General features: G+C 72.3%; 20 protein-coding genes. 10 read left to right on the forward strand and 10 right to left on the reverse strand.

What is annotated here, in order from left to right:
* The first annotated feature begins 62 nt into the window (after window positions 1-62).
* The 3 genes from DMA15_RS08480 (at window position 63) to DMA15_RS08490 (ending at window position 2,939) form a co-directional block, all read left to right on the forward strand.
* Window positions 63-962: a glycerophosphodiester phosphodiesterase family protein gene (locus DMA15_RS08480; protein ID WP_125512112.1), complete on the forward strand. Its 900-nt coding sequence runs from the start codon at window positions 63-65 to the stop codon at window positions 960-962.
* Between the two features lie 60 nt (window positions 963-1,022).
* Window positions 1,023-1,583, forward strand: a complete 561-nt coding sequence (locus DMA15_RS08485) for a methylated-DNA--[protein]-cysteine S-methyltransferase (protein WP_125512113.1) — start codon at window positions 1,023-1,025, stop codon at window positions 1,581-1,583.
* 87 nt (window positions 1,584-1,670) lie between these two features.
* A complete protein-coding gene (locus DMA15_RS08490; protein ID WP_125512114.1) occupies window positions 1,671-2,939 on the forward strand; it encodes an MFS transporter in 1,269 nt (422 codons plus the stop codon).
* Between the two features lie 36 nt (window positions 2,940-2,975).
* Here DMA15_RS08490 and DMA15_RS08495 read toward each other — a convergent pair whose 3' ends face one another.
* A complete protein-coding gene (locus tag DMA15_RS08495) occupies window positions 2,976-3,341 on the reverse strand; it encodes a cupin domain-containing protein (RefSeq protein ID WP_125512115.1) in 366 nt (121 codons plus the stop codon).
* Between the two features lie 135 nt (window positions 3,342-3,476).
* Between DMA15_RS08495 and DMA15_RS08500 the strand changes: the two genes are divergently transcribed.
* Complete coding sequence (locus tag DMA15_RS08500; RefSeq protein ID WP_125512116.1) at window positions 3,477-4,382, forward strand: pseudouridine-5'-phosphate glycosidase; 906 nt, start codon at window positions 3,477-3,479, stop codon at window positions 4,380-4,382.
* Between the two features lie 11 nt (window positions 4,383-4,393).
* On the forward strand, window positions 4,394-5,305 hold the full coding sequence (locus DMA15_RS08505; protein WP_164551927.1) for a PfkB family carbohydrate kinase: 912 nt from the start codon (window positions 4,394-4,396) through the stop codon (window positions 5,303-5,305).
* Between the two features lie 289 nt (window positions 5,306-5,594).
* Here the strand turns inward: DMA15_RS08505 and DMA15_RS08510 are convergent, their stop codons facing one another.
* Window positions 5,595-6,425 carry a methyltransferase domain-containing protein gene (locus DMA15_RS08510; protein ID WP_125512117.1) on the reverse strand — a complete coding sequence of 277 codons (831 nt, stop codon included), beginning with the start codon at window positions 6,423-6,425 and terminating at the stop codon, window positions 5,595-5,597.
* A 147-nt stretch (window positions 6,426-6,572) separates the two neighbouring features.
* On the opposite strand from DMA15_RS08510, the gene DMA15_RS08515 reads away from it, so the two are divergent.
* Window positions 6,573-7,736 (forward strand): magnesium and cobalt transport protein CorA, encoded by a 1,164-nt coding sequence (locus DMA15_RS08515; protein ID WP_125512118.1) that lies wholly within the window; start codon window positions 6,573-6,575, stop codon window positions 7,734-7,736.
* Between the two features lie 25 nt (window positions 7,737-7,761).
* On the opposite strand, the gene DMA15_RS08520 is transcribed toward DMA15_RS08515, so the two are convergent.
* The 3 genes from DMA15_RS08520 to DMA15_RS08530 form a co-directional block, all read right to left on the reverse strand.
* The gene (locus DMA15_RS08520; RefSeq protein ID WP_125512119.1) at window positions 7,762-8,181 is read right to left on the reverse strand and encodes a CBS domain-containing protein; all 420 of its coding nucleotides are present in this window, start codon (window positions 8,179-8,181) and stop codon (window positions 7,762-7,764) included.
* Between the two features lie 113 nt (window positions 8,182-8,294).
* On the reverse strand, window positions 8,295-8,711 hold the full coding sequence (locus DMA15_RS08525; RefSeq protein WP_125512120.1) for a PPOX class F420-dependent oxidoreductase: 417 nt from the start codon (window positions 8,709-8,711) through the stop codon (window positions 8,295-8,297).
* Window positions 8,712-8,804: 93 nt separating this feature from the next.
* Window positions 8,805-9,437 (reverse strand): uridine kinase, encoded by a 633-nt coding sequence (locus tag DMA15_RS08530; RefSeq protein ID WP_125512121.1) that lies wholly within the window; start codon window positions 9,435-9,437, stop codon window positions 8,805-8,807.
* A 190-nt stretch (window positions 9,438-9,627) separates the two neighbouring features.
* Between DMA15_RS08530 and DMA15_RS08535 the strand changes: the two genes are divergently transcribed.
* Together DMA15_RS08535 and DMA15_RS08540 are read left to right on the forward strand one after the other, a co-directional pair.
* Window positions 9,628-10,107: an anthrone oxygenase family protein gene (locus DMA15_RS08535; protein ID WP_125512123.1), complete on the forward strand. Its 480-nt coding sequence runs from the start codon at window positions 9,628-9,630 to the stop codon at window positions 10,105-10,107.
* Window positions 10,108-10,202: 95 nt separating this feature from the next.
* Window positions 10,203-11,693: a glutamate synthase subunit beta gene (locus tag DMA15_RS08540; protein ID WP_125512125.1), complete on the forward strand. Its 1,491-nt coding sequence runs from the start codon at window positions 10,203-10,205 to the stop codon at window positions 11,691-11,693.
* Between the two features lie 74 nt (window positions 11,694-11,767).
* Here the strand turns inward: DMA15_RS08540 and DMA15_RS08545 are convergent, their stop codons facing one another.
* Genes DMA15_RS08545 through DMA15_RS08555 form a run of 3 tightly spaced genes read right to left on the reverse strand, consistent with a single transcriptional unit; the run spans window position 11,768 to window position 13,785 of the window.
* The gene (locus tag DMA15_RS08545) at window positions 11,768-12,565 is read right to left on the reverse strand and encodes an SAM-dependent methyltransferase (protein WP_125512127.1); all 798 of its coding nucleotides are present in this window, start codon (window positions 12,563-12,565) and stop codon (window positions 11,768-11,770) included.
* A gap of 37 nt (window positions 12,566-12,602) precedes the next feature.
* Window positions 12,603-12,923, reverse strand: coding sequence for a DUF397 domain-containing protein (locus tag DMA15_RS08550; RefSeq protein ID WP_125512129.1), 321 nt, complete (start codon window positions 12,921-12,923; stop codon window positions 12,603-12,605).
* A 1-nt stretch (window position 12,924) separates the two neighbouring features.
* The gene (locus DMA15_RS08555; protein ID WP_125512130.1) at window positions 12,925-13,785 is read right to left on the reverse strand and encodes a helix-turn-helix transcriptional regulator; all 861 of its coding nucleotides are present in this window, start codon (window positions 13,783-13,785) and stop codon (window positions 12,925-12,927) included.
* Between the two features lie 272 nt (window positions 13,786-14,057).
* On the opposite strand from DMA15_RS08555, the gene DMA15_RS08560 reads away from it, so the two are divergent.
* Together DMA15_RS08560 and DMA15_RS08565 are read left to right on the forward strand one after the other, a co-directional pair.
* Window positions 14,058-14,486 carry an ATP-binding protein gene (locus DMA15_RS08560; RefSeq protein ID WP_240659716.1) on the forward strand — a complete coding sequence of 143 codons (429 nt, stop codon included), beginning with the start codon at window positions 14,058-14,060 and terminating at the stop codon, window positions 14,484-14,486.
* Between the two features lie 177 nt (window positions 14,487-14,663).
* A complete protein-coding gene (locus DMA15_RS08565) occupies window positions 14,664-15,110 on the forward strand; it encodes a hypothetical protein (RefSeq protein ID WP_125517450.1) in 447 nt (148 codons plus the stop codon).
* Window positions 15,111-15,132: 22 nt separating this feature from the next.
* Here the strand turns inward: DMA15_RS08565 and DMA15_RS36580 are convergent, their stop codons facing one another.
* Together DMA15_RS36580 and DMA15_RS08570 are read right to left on the reverse strand one after the other, a co-directional pair.
* Window positions 15,133-15,309: a hypothetical protein gene (locus DMA15_RS36580; RefSeq protein WP_164551710.1), complete on the reverse strand. Its 177-nt coding sequence runs from the start codon at window positions 15,307-15,309 to the stop codon at window positions 15,133-15,135.
* Between the two features lie 168 nt (window positions 15,310-15,477).
* A complete protein-coding gene (locus DMA15_RS08570) occupies window positions 15,478-16,161 on the reverse strand; it encodes a DUF899 domain-containing protein (RefSeq protein ID WP_125512134.1) in 684 nt (227 codons plus the stop codon).
* Window positions 16,162-16,219: the final 58 nt, after the last annotated feature.

The raw sequence follows: 16,219 nt of genomic DNA on the forward strand, positions 1-16,219 counted from the left end.
TCCCGTTGGCCGTGGACTGTCACTCTCGACCGGTCCGCGATCTCACGACGCGAGGAGTACCCGTGTTCGCACGCGCTGCCGCTGCCACCACCGCCGCCGCCCTCCTGGGGGCCTGTGCACTCGTCCTCCCCTCCGCCCCCGCTTCCGCGCAGGCGCCCGCGGCGCCGCAGGCCGCCCACCACGGCAGGCCGCTGGTCGTCGCCCACCGCGGCGCCTCCGCGTACGCCCCGGAGAACACCCTGGCCGCCATCGACAAGGCGCGCGACATGGGCTTCCGCTGGGTCGAGAACGACGTCCAGCGGACCAAGGACGGCGAACTCGTGATCATGCACGACGACAACCTGAAGCGGACGACCAACGTCGAGGAGGTCTTCCCCGACCGTGCCCCGTGGAAGGTCGCGGACTTCACGGCGGCGGAGATCGCGCGGCTCGACGCGGGCAGCTGGTTCAGCCCGAAGTACGCGGGTGAGCGCGTGCCGACCCTCAGGCAGTACATGAACCGTGTCTCGCGCAACCACCAGAGCCTCGTCTTCGAGTTCAAGAAGCCCGAGCTGTACCCGGGCATCGAGTACCAGGGCCTGCGCGTGCTGCGCGAGACGGGCTGGCTCGACAAGAGCCACGTACGCAACAGACTGGTCATCCAGAGCTTCAGCGCCAACAGCGTGCGGACCGTGCACGCGCTGCGGCCGGATGTGAAGACCGGCTTCCTCGGCACGCCCGCGGTCGCCGACCTGCCCGCGTACGCGCGCTTCTCCGACCAGATCAACTCGACGCACACGTCCATCTCGGCCGACTACGTCTCCGCGATCCACGCGCTCAGGGGCCCGCACGGCAAGCCCCTCGAGATCTTCACGTGGACGGTGAACGACGCCCCGAACGCGGTGCGCGCCGCGAAATTCGGCGTGGACGGGATCATCACCAACACCCCGGACGTCGTACGCAGGGCACTGCGCGGCTTCTGAGGCCGGGCTCGGCTCGGCGCGTTGTCAGGGTTGTCAGTGGGCCGCCGTACGGTGGTCGGCATGAACGAGGACCAGCGCCAGGAGGGCCGGCGCCAGGCCGTGTGGGCCGTCGTGGGCAGCGACATCGGCCCACTGCTGCTCGCCGCGACCGGCGAGGGGCTCGTCACGGTGGCCTTCCACGCCACGGACGAGGTGCGGGACAGGACGCTGGACCGGCTCGGCTCCCGGCTGGGTACCGAGCCGGCCCACGCCCCGCAGTCGCCCCCGCTCGCCGAGGCGACGGGGCAGCTCGCGGAGTACTTCGCGGGCGAGCGGCGCGGCTTCGAGCTGCCGCTCGACTGGTCGCTGATATCCGGCTTCAACCGGCAGGTGCTGCGCGAGCTGGCCTCCGGCGTGCCGTACGGCTCGGTGGTGGGCTACGGCGACCTGGCGCGCCGCGTCGGCCAGCCGCGCGCCGCCCAGGCCGTCGGCATCGCGATGGGCGCCAATCCCCTGCCGGTCGTGGTGCCGTGCCACCGCGTGGTGGAGAGCGACGGGGGCATCGGCGGTTTCGGCGGCGGCCTGGAGACCAAGCGGCGGCTGCTCGCGCTGGAGGGGGTGCTTCCGCAGCCGCTGTTCTGAGGTCCCGCACCTCCGGGCACCCGCAGGTGAGGTGCCGGACCCCGCGGCTCTGTTCCCCGCCCGTGCCGCCCCTGGCACACTGCGTCAGTGACCAACACCGTCGACGCCCCTGACATACCCGCGCCGGAGGCGCTGCCCGCCCTGCGCCGCCGTACGACCGCGGTGCTGATCGCCAGTCAGATCCTGGGCGGACTCGGCATTCCGATCGGCATCGCGCTGGCTCCCGTGCTCGCGACCGAGATCAGCGGGACGGAGGCGCTGTCCGGTCTCGCGCCCACCGCTTCCGTGGCCGGTACGGCACTGCTCTCGCTACCGCTCGCCGCGCTGATGACGTCCCGCGGACGGCGCCCGGGGCTCGTCCTCGCGTATGTGATCGGCGCGCTCGGCGCGGGGCTCGTGGTGCTGGCCGCGGTCGTCGAGAGCTTCCCCCTGCTGCTGCTCGGCATGGCGGCCTTCGGCGCGGGTTCGCTGGCCACTCTGCAGGCCCGGTTCGCGGCGGCCGATCTCGCCGAGCCCGAGCGGCGGGGCCGCGCCATCTCCCATGTCATCTGGGCCACCACCATCGGCTCGGTCCTCGGCCCGAACATCGCCGCGCCCACGAGCCGCGCCTTCTCCGGCACGTCCATTCCCGAGGAGGCCGGGCCGTTCCTCTTCGCGGCCGGGATCTTCGCGGTCGCCGCGCTGGTGGTGGCGGTGCTGCTGCGCCCGGACCCGCTGCTCACCGCCCGTGCGATGGCCCCGCACGAGGAAGGGACCGCGCAGAGCCGTTCGCTGCGGGCCGGGATCGCGGCGGTGGCCGCCTCGCCGATGGCCCGCCTCGCGCTGGTGACGGTGGCCGTCTCGCACACGGTGATGGTCTCCATCATGGTGATGACCCCGGTCGACCTGGGGCACCACGGGGCGAGCCTGCAGTTGGTCGGGCTGGTCATCAGCGGCCACATCGCGGGCATGTACGCGTTCTCGCCGGTGATGGGCTGGCTCGCCGACCGGTTCGGGCGCCTCTCCGTGATCGGCCTGGCGGTGGGGCTGCTGTGCGGCGCCGCGCTGCTCGCCGGGACGGCCGGGCCGAGCCACGGCCGGACCGCCGCCGGGCTCTTCCTGCTCGGCCTCGGCTGGTCCGCGGGCCTGGTGGCCGGCTCCGCGCTGCTCACCGACTCGGTGGCGCAGCCGGCCCGGGCCGCCGTGCAGGGCCTCTCGGACCTGACCATGAACGCGGCGGCGGGCATCGGCGGGGCGCTCGCGGGCCTGATCGTCGCGCGGGCGAGCTACGGCTGGCTCAACGTCGTCGGGGTCTGCGTGGTGCTGCCCCTGGCCGCACTCACTCTGCGCAGGGCGGTGGCGGTCAAGAAGGCGTGACACCCGCGGGTGGGCCACCCGGGGCGGGGCCGAGGATCAGGGCAGCGTGATGTGGTACGCCTTGCGGAGCGTCTCGTGCACCGTCCAGGTCGTACGGTCGCCCTCGCGCAGTACGGCCGCGTCGCCGGGGCCGAGCCGCAGGGTGTCGCCGCCCTCGACCTCGACGGTGGCACGGCCGCTGACGACCACGAAGAGTTCGTTGGCCTCGGTGTCGGTGACCACGCCGGGCGTGATCTGCCAGATGCCGCGCAGCTGCTTGCCGTCGGCGGACTCCCACAGCACCTTGCCGGTCACCACGGGCTCACCGGAGACGATCTGCTCCGGGTCGAGGGGCTCGGCCTCCAGCTCGACATCCGGAATGTGCACGGCAAAAGACGCAGCGGTTTGATCATTCGTGGTCATGGCCGGTCACCCTAGCCGGGGGCCGCGCGGGCTCCGTGCCTGGGTCGGTCTTCTCCGTGACGGCCCGGCGGGGGTTTGACGGGGTGCGCCGCCCGCCAGGGATGAGGGGAGACCCGACAGGCAGGAGGCAGGCCCGTGCTGGTGGTGTCCGACGAGGTGGAGGCGGCTGTCGCGCGGCGGCGGCCCGTGGTGGCCCTGGAGTCCACGATCATCGCGCACGGCCTGCCGAGGCCGCGCAATCTCCAGGTGGCGAAGGAGCTCGAAGCGGTCGTACGCGATGAGGGCGCCGTCCCCGCGACGATCGCCGTCCTCGATGGGCGCCCCCATGTCGGCCTGGACAAGGAGCAGTTGGAGCGGGTCGCGCACGACGACTCCCTCCGCAAACTGGGCCACCGCGATCTGCCGCTGGCCGTCGCGACCGGCGCGAGCGGGGCGACCACGGTGTCGGCGACGGCGCTGCTGGCCGCGCGCGCCGGTGTGCGGGTCTTCGCCACGGGCGGGCTCGGCGGCGTGCATCGGGGGTGGGCGGTGACGCAGGACGAGTCGGCCGACCTGGGGCTGCTCGCCCGTACCCGGATCACGGTGGTGTGCGCGGGCGTGAAGTCGATCCTGGACGTGGGGGCGACCCTGGAGCGGCTGGAGACGCTGGGGGTGGCGGTCGCGGGATACCGGACGAACCGTTTCCCCGGCTTCTACCTCACCGACTCCGGGCACGGCGTGGACTGGGCGCTGCGCTCCCCCGGGGAGGTCGCCGAGGTGATGCGGGCTCAGGACGCGCTCGGCGGGCCCGGGACGGCGCTGATCGTGGCGAATCCGGTGCCGACGGGCGAGCAGCTCGATCCCGTGCTCCACGCGCGCGTGCTCGACGAGGCGCTGCTGGCGTGCGAGGAGCGGGGCATCACGGGGCAGGCGATCACACCTTTCCTGCTCGGCGAGTTGGTGCGGCGTACCGAGGGGGCGTCACTGGAGGCGAACCTCGCGGCGGTGCGCGGCAACGCGCGGCTCGCGGGGCGGGTCGCGGCGGCCTGGGCCGGGCGCTGAGGGTGCGGGCGATACCGCACCCCGGCGGGGGGCTGCTGGTCGTGGGGGACGTCGTCACGGACATCGTCGCCCGGCACCGTACGCCGCTCGCGCCGGGCACCGACACGGCGGCCGCCATCCGTGCCGTGCCGGGGGGCGCGGGGGCCAACGTGGCGTGCTGGGCCGCGTATGGGGGGTGCCCCGACGTACGTCTCCTGGGGCGGGTCGGCGCCGACTCCGCGGCGTGGCACGAGGCGGCGCTCACGCGCGCGGGGGTGCGGTCCCGGCTCGTCGTCGATCCGGAGGCGCCGACGGGGACGGTGATCTGCCTGGTGGACGTCGGCGCGGGCGCGGAGCGGACGTTCCTCACGGACAGCGGGGCCGCGCTGCGGCTCTCCCCCGCCGACTGGTCGCCCGCGCTGCTCGACGGGGTGGCCTGGCTGCACCTGTCCGGCTATCTCTTCTTCGCCGAGCCGAGCCGGGCGGCGGCCGGGGACGCGCTGGCGGCGGCACGCGCGGGTGGGGTGCCGGTGAGTGTGGATCCCGCGTCGGTGGGGTTCCTCGGGGAGTGGGGAGTGGAGTGGTTTCTGGCGGCGGTGGAGGGGGTGGCGGTGCTGTTGCCCAGCAGGGATGAGGCGGAGCTGCTCACGGGGCTGCCGGATCCCGCGGACGCGGCGGCGAAGCTCAGTCGGCGGTTTCCCTTGGTGGTCGTGACCGCGGGCGCGGGCGGGGCGGTGGCGGCTCGGGGTGGTGAGGTGCTCGGGTGGGCCTCCGCGGGGGTGGGGGCCTCGGGGGTGCGGGATACGACGGGGGCGGGGGACGCCTTTACCGGGGGGTTTCTCGCGGCGTGGCTGACGGGGGCGGGGGTTTTGGGCGCGGTGGAGGCGGGGTGCCGGGCGGGGGCGGTGGCTGTGGGGCGGGTGGGGGGTCGTCCTTGCGGATAGCTGGCGGGGCGCCTTAGGGGTGGGGTTCGCTTTGGCTCGGTGGTCTTTTGTGTGCGGGTTCTCTTGGGCTGAGCGCGCCGTTCCCCGCACCCCCTTCGGGGCCCGGATCTGCGTCCCTTGCCTGCGGGTCCTTTGGGGCTGGGCGCGCCGTTCCCCGCGCCCCTTTGGGGCGCGGATCTCCGTTCCTCGCCTGCGGGTCTTCTTGGGCTGAGCGCGCCGTTCCTCGCGCCCCTTTGGGGCGCTGTTGTGGCCCGAGCCCTGGGGGCTCGGGCGGTTGTTGGGGGGAGGGTTACGGTTTTCTGCCCCAGGTGGAGATCAAGGGGGCCGTTGCCACGTCCATCGTGGGGGTGGCGATGTTGGACAGGTGGTGGTCGATCTCGTCGGCTGTGGTCAGGCCCTCGGTGATCAGGTCCTGGCGGAGTCCCTGGAGTGTCGTCGTCTCCAGCGCCGCGCACGCCGGTGACGCCAGCGGAAAGTACGCGTCGGACTCCACATTGCGCAGGCCCGCCTCGCGCAGCAGCCGCGGCAGCCGGCGGCCGTACGCGAGATCCGCCCCGCGCCCCGCGAGCAGCGTGCGCACGGCGTGGCGCAGCCGGTTGGCCAGCTCCTGCGCGGGACCGTGCTCGTCGGGGCAGGCCAGCGGCTGGAGCGTGAGGTCAGCCTCCTCGATCAGGAGCCTGCCGCCGGGCCGCAGCGCCCTGAGCATGGACGCCAAGGCCCGCTCCCGGTCCGCGACATCGACCAGGACCAGCCGCGCGTGCACGAGGTCGAACGCCTCGACGGGCGGCGGATCGGCGGCGACATCGTGCGTACGTACGACGAGGGGCGAGCGCGCGGCCCTGGTCTGCCAGGACGTGTCGATGTCCGTCGCCAGGACCCGGCCCGTGGGGCCGACCCGCTTGGCGAGCCAGGAGATCACGGAGGTGCCGCCCGCCCCCACCTCCCAGCAGCGCCAGCCGGGGCCGATGCCGAGGCGTTCGATGTGCCCGAAGGTCGTCGGGTCGAAGAGGGCGGCATAGGCGGCGAAGTGCTGCTTCGACTCGGCCTGCCGCGCGTCGGAGAGCTGACGGGGGTCGGGGAGCTGCCGGGGATCCAGAAGGTGACCGTCGATTCGCGTCATGCCGCGATCATCCCATTTGCCCGGCTTGCTCCCGGGAGGCAGAACCGGCCATTCCGGAACGGAGTACTCCGTTCCCACAGGCCTCCGCGGAGTGCGCGGCCGTGCTGGCAGACTGGCACGTCACGTCGTCAGCGCGAGGAGCCCCACATGTCGATGGCAGGCAACCTGCGGAAAGTCGGGAGTCTGGGCAAGGTCGGAAGCCTGGGAAAGGTCCCGGGTCTGCGGAAGGTCGGAGGCCTCCGCAGAGTGGCACGCCTCGGCCGCCGCGGCGCACGTGTCGACCTGAGCCACCCGGCCCGCTCCCCGCTGGGCTCGTCGGTGGTGAACTGCGTGACGTACCACAAGGGGGTGCGCCAGCCGCCCGGCCGCGATCTGGTCGAGTCGGTGGAGCGCGTCCGCAAGGCCAGCGACGGCTTCGTCTGGCTGGGGCTGCACGAGCCGACGGAGCAGGAGTTCGCGAGCATCGCCGATCTGTTCGACCTGCACCCACTCGCCGTGGAGGACGCGGTGCACGCGCACCAGCGCCCGAAGGTCGAGCGGTACGACCAGACGCTCTTCGCCGTCTTCAAGACCGTCTGCTATGTGGAGCACACCGAGCTGACCGCGACCAGCGAGGTGGTGGACACCGGCGAGATCATGGTCTTCGTCGGCCATGACTTCGTCATCACGGTCCGGCACGGCAGGCACGGCTCACTCGGCCCGCTCCGCGAGGAGCTGGAGGCGACGCCCGATCAGCTGGCGAAGGGCCCGGCCACCGTCCTGCACGCGATCGCGGACCAGGTCGTGGACGACTACCTCGCGGCGACGGACGCGGTGCAGTCGGACATAGACCAGGTCGAGACGGCCGTCTTCGCCCCGGACGGCCAGCGGGTCGACCCCGGCCGCATCTACCAGCTCAAGCGCGAACTGCTGGAGCTGAAGCGCGCGGTGGTGCCGCTCGGCCGCCCGCTCCAGGTGCTCGCCACCCAGCCGATGCGGGTCATCGCCCCGGAGATACAGGCGTACTTCCGGGACGTCGACGACCACTTGAAGCGGGCCACCGAGCAGATCGCCGCCTTCGACGAGTTGCTGAACTCCATCCTCCAGGCGCACCTCGCCCAGGTGACCGTCGCGCAGAACGAGGACATGCGGAAGATCACCGCCTGGGCCGCGGTCATCGCCGTACCGACCATGGTCTGCGGCATGTACGGCATGAACTTCGACCACATGCCCGAACTGCACTGGCGGTTCGGTTACCCACTGATCATGAGCCTGGTCGTGACGGTCTGTTTCACGCTGTATCGCGGGTTCCGCAGGAGCGGCTGGCTGTGACCGCCACGGCGGGCGGAGGGGCGCCCTAGTTCTTGGCGTAGACGCTCTCGACCCAGCCCGCGAGCTGGTCGTCGTCGAGGTGCGTGGCCAGATCGGCCTCGCTGATCATGCCGACGAGCCGCTTGTTCTCGATCACCGGCAGGCGGCGGATCTGGTGGCCCTGCATCTCCCGCAGGACCTCGTCGACGTCGGCGCCCGAGTCGATCCAGCGCGGCGTGCCCTTGGCCATGTCACCCGCGGTGACCTTGGACGGATCGTGCCCCATCGCCACGCAGTCGACCACGATGTCGCGGTCGGTGAGGATGCCGCAGAGCCGTTCGCTCTCGTCGCCGATGGGCAGGGCGCCCACGTCGAGCTGGCGCATCAGCTGGGCGGCGCGGTCCAGGGTCTCGTGCTTGGGGATCCACTGGGCACCCCGGTGCATGATGTCTCCGGCGGTGGTCATCGGTACCTCCCGTTGCCGGGCAGTGTCCGGAGCGGCGCGAGCGCGCCGCTGGTCCCGGCGCCCCTCATTCTCGCGGCGCTCCCGGTGCCACGCATCCGGAGCGGGCGGCCACCTCAGGGCGCGAAGGTGATGATCTTGTGCGGGGTCACGCGGACGATGAGCCGGACCTCGTCGTCCTTCTCCGCCGGGGGGTCGATGCCGAGGTACTTGTGCGAGAGCTCGTGCGGGAGCCGCTTGCCCTCGTCCGGCAGGATCTCCGCGACACCCCGGATCTCGGCCGAGGAGTAGGGATTGGCGAGGTCGTAGACCGAGATGCTGATGCGCGGGTCGCGTTCGAGGTTGCGGACCTTCTGGCGGCCCGCGGTGACGGAGAACAGGACGGCGTCGCCGTCGCGTTTGATCCACACCACCGAGTTCTGCGGGGCGCCGCTCGGGCCCAGGGTGGCGACGCTGGCGAAGTTCTTGCCGTCGAGGAGGGTACGGACGGATTCGCCGATGGCGACAGGGTTCGTGCTCGTGTTCGAGGTCATGGCCGCAGCCTATCTATATGCACGTGCATATAGATAGGCTTTCGAGGAACTTCCCCGCACCGGCCGGAACCCTCGGCTCGGCCCGCCTCGCGCTCAGCCGCTCCACGCCGGATGGCGCGGGTCGTCCGCCCGCACCACCACGTCGGCCGTGGCGGCGGGGTCCGTCTCCGTCTCGTACCGCTCGAAGGCCGGCAGCGTCCACCGCTCCCCCTCCGGCGTACGCCGGAGCAAGGCACCCGGTGAGAGGCGCACGTGGACCGTGAGGTCGAACGGGAACCAGTGACCGAGCAGCAGCGGCCCGTGCAGCAACAGCACCCCTCCGGGCGGGAGCGGGACGTAGGGGCTGCGAGTCGCCCGGTCGGCGGCCGGGTCCCAGAGGTCGGGCAGGACACGGCCCGTGCCGCCCGGGTCCAGCGGGCCGAAGACCTCGCGCCAGAGCGCGCCGGTGTCGAACCACCCGCTGTAGTACGCCTCCACGTCCTGGTGCCCGTACTCCAGCCGCAGCGAGGCGGGCCGCAGGAACCCTTCCGCGGCGACGACGAGCGGGGTGCGCCCGCGCAGGCGCAGCGCGTCAGCGATCCGCCGCGCCAGTTCGCCGGTGCCGCTCGCGGGCGCCCCGTCCACGGCGACGCGGGGCCACGGGCCTCCGTCGGCCGCCTTCAGGTCGAGCAGCCGCTCGGCGAGGGTGTCGGCCAGGCGTTCCCAGGTGATCGGTTCGAGTCGCACAGGCCCATGATGCCGCCAGGGTTCCACGGAACGCGCCCGGCCCAACGGCACACCCCCGCCACACACATCCGCACACCCACCCGCCCCACCGCAATTGACTTGTGGCGATACCGTCCGCCGTGCAGGATCACTCGCGTCCCGCCCAGCTCAGTTGTCACCGCCAACCGCCCCACTCACCGCGGGAGTTGCCATGATCGACGGACCGTACTTCGTCCTCACCCTGCTCGGGGCGCTCGCCTGCGGGCTCACCGCCGGGGCCTTCGCCGCGTTCTCCACCTTCGTCATGCGGGGCCTGGCCGCGCTGCCCCCGGCCCAGGGCATCGCCGCGATGAACTCGGTCAACGTCACCGCGGTCGGCCCGGCGTTCATGGCGGTGTTCCTGGGAGCGACAGGGCTCTGCGCGGTGCTCGCCGTCGTGACCTTCGTGCTCTGGCCCGACGAGGGCACCACCGAACTGCTGCTCGGCTGCGCGCTGCACCTCGTCGGCTCGTTCGGGGTGACCGTCGCCGCGAACGTCCCGCGCAACAACGCCCTCGCCGAGGTCGACCCGGAGAGTGCGGAGGGTGCCGCGTACTGGCGTACGTACGTACGGGAATGGACCGCCTGGAACCACGTCCGCGGGGCGGCATCGCTCGCCGCGTCCGCGTGCTTCATCATCGCCCTGACCTGAGCCGGAGGGCTGCCCGCGGGGCCTGGCGCCCCGTCCGCGCGCCGCGGTCGGCGGACGGACGTATGGTGACAAAAACCCTGCGCGAGGGAGAGGCCATGGCCGACCCCAAGGGCTTCCTCACCACCGCACGCCAGGAATGGCCGCGCCGCCCGGTCGGGGAGCGGGTGAAGGACTGGGACGAGGTGTACGTCCCCGGAGCCCTGCTGCCCCTGATCGAGCGGCAGGCGGACCGCTGCATGGACTGCGGCGTCCCCTTCTGCCACCAGGCGTGCCCGCTCGGCAATCTCGTCCCCGACTGGAACGACCTGGTCTCGCGTGCCGACTGGCACGCGGCGGCGGAACGGCTGCACGCCACCAACAACTTCCCCGAGTTCACGGGCCGCCTCTGCCCCGCCCCCTGCGAGGCGGGCTGCGTCCTGGCGATCAACCAGCCCGCGGTGACGATCAAGAACGTCGAGGTGGCCATCGCCGACCGCCTCTGGGCCGACGGCCTCGCCCCGCCGCGGGCGCCCGCCCGGCACTCCGGGCGGACGGTGGCCGTCGTCGGCTCGGGCCCGGCCGGGCTCGCGGCGGCACAGCAGCTGACGCGCGCCGGACACACCGTCGCGGTGTACGAGCGCGACGACCGGGCGGGCGGCCTGCTCCGCTACGGCATCCCCGCGTTCAAGCTGGAGAAGCGCCACCTGGAGCGCAGGCTCGGGCAGCTGACCGCCGAGGGCGTGCGGTTCCGTACGTCGACGGAGGTCGGGCGCGATGTGGGCGCGGCGGAGCTGCGGTCCCGACACGACGCGGTGGTACTGGCCGTCGGCGCGACCGCCTGGCGCGGACTCGACGTGCCGGGGCGGGAGTTGAGGGGCGTGGAGCAGGCCATGGCGTATCTGCCGCTGGCCAATCGCGTGTGCGAGGGCGACCTGGAGGCCTCGCCGCTCTCCGCCGTGGGAAAGCACGTCGTGATCGTCGGCGGGGGTGACACGGGGGCCGACTGCCTGGGGACGGCGGTGCGCGAAGGGGCCGCGTCCGTGACGCAGTTGGACATCTACGCCCGACCCGGTGAGGCCCGCGACGAGCTGACGGAGCCCTGGCCGACGTATCCGCGGCTCTACCGGCTCTCCGCCGCGCACGAGGAGGCGGGAGAGTTGCGCACCGCGCCTCTCGCGGACGCCGACGCGCGGCTCTTCGCGGCGTCCACGCTCCGCTTCGGCGGCGACGCGGCGGGCCGGGTCCGGGCGGTGCACCTCACCGAGGTCGACGCGGAGCGCCGCCCGCTGCCGGGTACGGAACGCGAGCTTCCGGCCGATCTGGTGCTGCTCGCCCTCGGCTTCTCCGGGCCCGAGCGCGCGCCGGGCGGGCTGCTCGACCAGCTCGGCGTGGACCTCGACGCGCGGGGCGCGCTCGCCCGCGACGCGCGCTTCGCGACGAACGTCCCCGGTGTCTTCGCGGCCGGGGACGCCGGACGCGGGCAGTCACTGGTGGTCTGGGCGATCGCGGAGGGCCGCGCGGTCGCCGCCGCGGTGGACCACTGGCTGACGGGCGCGACGGCTCTTCCGGCCCCGATCACCCCGTACGACCGCCCGCTGACGGCGTGAGCGGACGCCGCACGCCGAGCGCCCTCGGCGTGCGCGCCCCAGCGCCCCGTACCTCAGCGCCCGCGCCCCGTACCTCAGCGCTTGCGCCCCACCGCCCCGTACCCCGGCGTGGGCCCCTCCCCCATGTCCGGCATCCGTGCGCCCAGTTCCGGCTTCCAGTGGTCGATGACCGCCACTCCGGGGTCCACCATCTCGTACCCCTCGAAGAAGCGTTCCACCTCGGCGCGCGTACGCAGCGCCAGGGTCATGCCGCGCGCCTCGTACAGCTCCGCGGCCTGCTTCGCCGTCTCTGGGGTGAACTCCCCCGTGCCGTGCGACAGCATCAGGTGGCTGCCGGACGGCAGCGCCCGCATCAACCGGTCCACCAGGTCGTACGCGCCGTCCTCGTCCGCGATGAAGTGCAGCAGCGCGACGAGCGACAGGGCGATCGGCCGGTCGAAGTCCAGGACCCGCGCGGCCTCTTCGAGGATCCTCTCCGGTTCGCGGAAGTCCGCCTGGATGTACTCGGTGGCGCCCTGCGGCGTCGAGCGGAGCAGCGCCTCGGCGTGGGCGAGGACGATGGGGTCGTTGTCGCAGTAGACGACGCGCGCGTCAGGGGCGATCCCCTGGGCGATCTGGTGGAGGTTCGGCTCGGTCGGGATGCCCGTGCCGATGTCGAGGAACTGCCGTACGCCCTCGTGCGTGAGCCAGCGCGTGGCGCGCTGCATGAACGCGCGGTTGGCCCGCGCCGTCGTCAGGACCCGCCCGTCCATGGCGACGAGCTGGCGGCCCATCTCCTCGTCCACCGGGTAGTTGTCCTTGCCGCCGAGGAACCAGTCGTACATCCGTGCGGGGTGCGGCTTGCTCGTGTCGATGTACGACGGGTCGGTCATGGCAGCTCCATGGATAAGCGGCGGTCGGCGAGGGCGGTCACGACAGCAGGAAGTCCGCTTCGCCCGCCTTCGCGCCCTGGATGAACGCGTTGATCTCCCCGTGCGTGTAGATGAGCGCGGGGCCGTCGGGGTCGGCGGACTGGCGCACCGCGACCCTGCCGTCGGCCAGCTTCATGGCCTCCAGGCAGTTGCCGCCGTTGCCGCCGCTCCACGGCTTGTGCCAGCCGTCGGTGCCGAGGTCCCGGGCGGGCATGCCGTTGTAGATGCGGGACTCCCCGCGTGACTCGGCGCGCGAGTCGTCGCGGGCCCCGGGTGAACGCGGACCGGCGGGGCGCGTTCCGGCTCGATGTCGGTCCATGTCACAGCTCCTTGCGGACATCGCGGAGGATGTCCTTCGTGCGTTGTGCCGTGGCGGCCTGCGCCGCCATGCGGTCCATGACCTCCAGGTGGGTGGCCACCTCTTTGCGCGCGTCCAGGTAGACGGCGCCGGTCAGGTACTCGCTGTAGACCATGTCGGGCAGCTCCGCCATGGCGAAGCGGAAGAGCACGAACGGTCCGTACGTCCCGGGGTGCGGGCCCGCCGCGAACGGCGCGACCTGGAGCGTGACATGGGGCATCTCGGTGGCTTCGAGCAGCCGGTCGAGCTGCTCGCGCATCACCTCGGGGCCGCCGACGGGTCTGCGCAGCGCGGTCTCGTCCATCACCACCCACAGCCGGGGCGCGTCCTCGCGGGTGAGCAGCGTCTGGCGCTCCATGCGCAGCGCCACGTACCGCTCGATGTCCGCGGGGCGGGTCTGGCCGATGGCGCCGGAGCGCATCACCCCGCGCGCGTACTCCTCGGTCTGGAGCAGGCCGGGCACGAAGTGCGGTTCGTAGGACCTGATGAGGCTGGCCGCGCCCTCCAGGCTGACGTACATGCTGAACCAGCCCGGCAGGATGTCGTGGAACCGCTGCCACCAGCCCGGCTTGTTCGCCTCCTCGGCGAGGGTCACGAAGGCGTCGGCCTCGTCGTCGGCGACGCCGTACGCCTTGAGGAGCAGCTGGAGGTACGGGATCTTCAGCGCGACCTCGGCCGTCTCCATGCGGCGGACGGTGGCGGGGGCGACGCGCAGGATCTTCGCCGCCTCCTCGCGCTTGAGGCCGGCGCTCTCGCGCAGATCCTGAAGGCGACGACCGAGAACGACCTGGCCGACGGTCGGCGCGGACCGCGGTTCGCTCACGTCTCCTACCTCCACCTGGCTGCGCGTTGCCGCAACTCGCACCGGACGCGTTGGGGACTCATACGACTCATACGGAACTCATGGCGCGACGCGAGCTGTTGCGAGCAGTGTGCCATGAGCTGTCTCGAAGGAATACGCCACTGTGCACATTTCAGAGTGGGTCTTGCCAAGGTGTTCGGGGCGGGGCGATAGTGGAGAGCGTGACTCCGCCCGCGCCGTTAGGAACCGAAGCCGCCGAAGGCCGTCTTGGTGATCCCGCCGAGGAACGTCCTGTGAGCGTTGCCGAGGTCTGCGTCAGTTTCGCCCTCGCCCCGCGACCGGGCTCCGTAGCGCAAGCCAGACGGCTGATGCGTGTGCGGCTCGGCGAGTGGGCGGTGCGGGACGACGACGCCTGCGACGCGGCGGCCCTCATACTCTCCGAACTGGTCACGAATGCCGTGGTGCACACCGCGAGCCAACGGATCATCTGCGAGCTCTGCGCGGATCCGGAGAAACTGCGAATAGCCGTGCGTGACGAAGGCTGCGGCTCAGGGGTACCGCGCCCGGTGCACAGGGGAGCCGACGAGGAGCACGGGAGGGGATTGCTTCTCGTCGACGCGGTGAGCAGTGCGTGGGGCGTCCACGACGCGGGGCCCGGTATCGGGCGGACGGTGTGGGCGGAGTTGCGGCGGACGGCGGCGGGAGCGCCGGGGTTCGCGTAGACCGGAGTACCTGAGTACCGAACACCGAAGTACCGAGTACGGATTGCCGAGTACGGAGTACCGAGTACCGAAGTACCGCCAGTGACGGCGTGGACCGGAACGACAGCGTCGGCACGTGCGGAGAACGGGTGAGTCGAGCGTGGCAGTGACGCGGGCGGGGGGCATGTGAACGCGGGAATGGTGCGGCCGTTGGATCTGAACACCTTGGTCCGGCTCTCCCGGCGGCGACAGCGCGCCGGGGTCCCGCCACCCCCGCCCCTGCGGCTCGATCTGCCCGAGGGCATGACCGAGCCGCTCGGCCGCGACGCGGTGGCGGTGCCGGCGGCGCTCGGGCCCCGGCTGATGGCGCGGCTGCCCCGTGTGGGGTGCGTGTACGAGGACGGGCCGCGCTGGTGGTGGATCGTTCCGGCGGACTCCGACGTCGCCATGGAGTGGCCCTCGCCGGTCGCCTACTCGGCGGGCGCGGTCGTGCGGGACGGCGGCCGCCGGGCGCCTGTGCTGATCAATCGGCCCGAGGGCGATGTGCCCTACACCCCGCCGATTCCGCTGTATCTGGCGCTGTGCCGGGCGACGGGGACGACACCCGGGTGGTCCCGGGTGGGGGCGGGGGCTCCGCTGGGTTGAGGGGCTCTTGGCCGAGCGGCCCTTACGGGACTGGTTCGGGCTCGCGCACGATCACCTGGAAGGTGTCCGACGCGAGGTCCATCACGACCTCCGCGGGCTGCCCCTCCTGGCGGCGGGCCCGCGCGAACTCCTCCGCGGGCCACGACCCGCGGGGCCCGCCCGCGGGAAACCTCTCAAGCACCAGTCGGCCGTTCGTCATGTTCCTGTCCCCCGTACGGTTCGGTCCGGTTCTACTGGTGAGAACGCGTCCGGGACCCTTAAGGGCTCGCGACGTAACCGAACCGACACGCAGTCGAGGCATTTCCCAGGGTTCTCCCGGGGTCTTCCGGGGCCTCCCCGGGTTCTCCCGAGGTCCTCCTGAGGGGCCTCAGTCCTCGTACTCGTCGTGGTACCGCACCCGCGCGCTCCCCGCCGGGGCCCCCAGCGCCGACGCACGTCCCGCCGGTCGCTCCCACTCCTCCTGGCGGCCGAGCGCGGTGAGGTCGAGGAGGCTGGTCGTGGAGCCGATGCCGTCCAGGCCTCGGGCGAACGTCCCGTACGTGTGGTAGACGCGGTCACCGTCCCGCAGGAAGCAGTTGATCGCGGGCACATCGCGCGGCTCCTCGGTGGAGGACGCCCCGAAGTCGTGGTTGAAGTCGCCGCCATTCGTCGAGAACCAGGGCACGGTCCAGCCCATGCGGGCCTTGAAGGCGAGCAGCGCGGTGTACGGGGCGCGGGATACGGCGACGAAGTTCGTGCCGCGCGCCCGCAGATGCGCGAGGTGCCCGATCTGGTCGAGGAAGGCGGAGCAGCTGCGGCAGCCCGCGTCCCACTCGGGGGCGAACATGAAGTGGTAGACGATCAGCTGGTCACGCCCGTCGAAGAGGTCGAGCAGCGTCGCCTTCCCGTCGGAGCCGTCGAAGTAGTACTCCTTGTCGACCTCCACCATCGGCAGGCGGCGCCGCGCGGCGTTGAGTGCGTCGCGCGCGCGGGTGGCGGCCTTCTCCTCGGCCAGCAACTCCTCACGCGCGACGAGCCACTCCTCGCGTGTGACGATGTCCGGAAGTCCCATGATGTGTCTCCTCCACCCTTCGGGCGCGTAGTTCTGCGAAGGGTGGACCGGCGGGGTG

It is taken from the genome of Streptomyces sp. WAC 01529 (assembly GCF_003945545.1).
Lineage (GTDB): Bacteria > Actinomycetota > Actinomycetes > Streptomycetales > Streptomycetaceae > Streptomyces > Streptomyces anatolicus.

Bases quoted from the DNA above. Each gene is read 5' to 3' on its own strand.
- DMA15_RS08565 (WP_125517450.1), top strand. From the start codon at position 14,664: ATGGTGCGGCCGTTGGATCTGAACACCTTGGTCCGGCTCTCCCGGCGG.
- DMA15_RS08525 (WP_125512120.1), bottom strand. From the start codon at position 8,711: ATGACCTCGAACACGAGCACGAACCCTGTCGCCATCGGCGAATCCGTC.
- DMA15_RS08515 (WP_125512118.1), top strand. From the start codon at position 6,573: ATGTCGATGGCAGGCAACCTGCGGAAAGTCGGGAGTCTGGGCAAGGTC.
- DMA15_RS08545 (WP_125512127.1), bottom strand. From the start codon at position 12,565: ATGACCGACCCGTCGTACATCGACACGAGCAAGCCGCACCCCGCACGG.
- DMA15_RS08550 (WP_125512129.1), bottom strand. From the start codon at position 12,923: ATGGACCGACATCGAGCCGGAACGCGCCCCGCCGGTCCGCGTTCACCC.
- DMA15_RS08495 (WP_125512115.1), bottom strand. From the start codon at position 3,341: ATGACCACGAATGATCAAACCGCTGCGTCTTTTGCCGTGCACATTCCG.
- DMA15_RS08520 (WP_125512119.1), bottom strand. From the start codon at position 8,181: ATGACCACCGCCGGAGACATCATGCACCGGGGTGCCCAGTGGATCCCC.
- DMA15_RS08510 (WP_125512117.1), bottom strand. From the start codon at position 6,425: ATGACGCGAATCGACGGTCACCTTCTGGATCCCCGGCAGCTCCCCGAC.
- DMA15_RS08535 (WP_125512123.1), top strand. From the start codon at position 9,628: ATGATCGACGGACCGTACTTCGTCCTCACCCTGCTCGGGGCGCTCGCC.
- DMA15_RS08540 (WP_125512125.1), top strand. From the start codon at position 10,203: ATGGCCGACCCCAAGGGCTTCCTCACCACCGCACGCCAGGAATGGCCG.
- DMA15_RS08570 (WP_125512134.1), bottom strand. From the start codon at position 16,161: ATGGGACTTCCGGACATCGTCACACGCGAGGAGTGGCTCGTCGCGCGT.
- DMA15_RS08485 (WP_125512113.1), top strand. From the start codon at position 1,023: ATGAACGAGGACCAGCGCCAGGAGGGCCGGCGCCAGGCCGTGTGGGCC.
- DMA15_RS36580 (WP_164551710.1), bottom strand. From the start codon at position 15,309: ATGACGAACGGCCGACTGGTGCTTGAGAGGTTTCCCGCGGGCGGGCCC.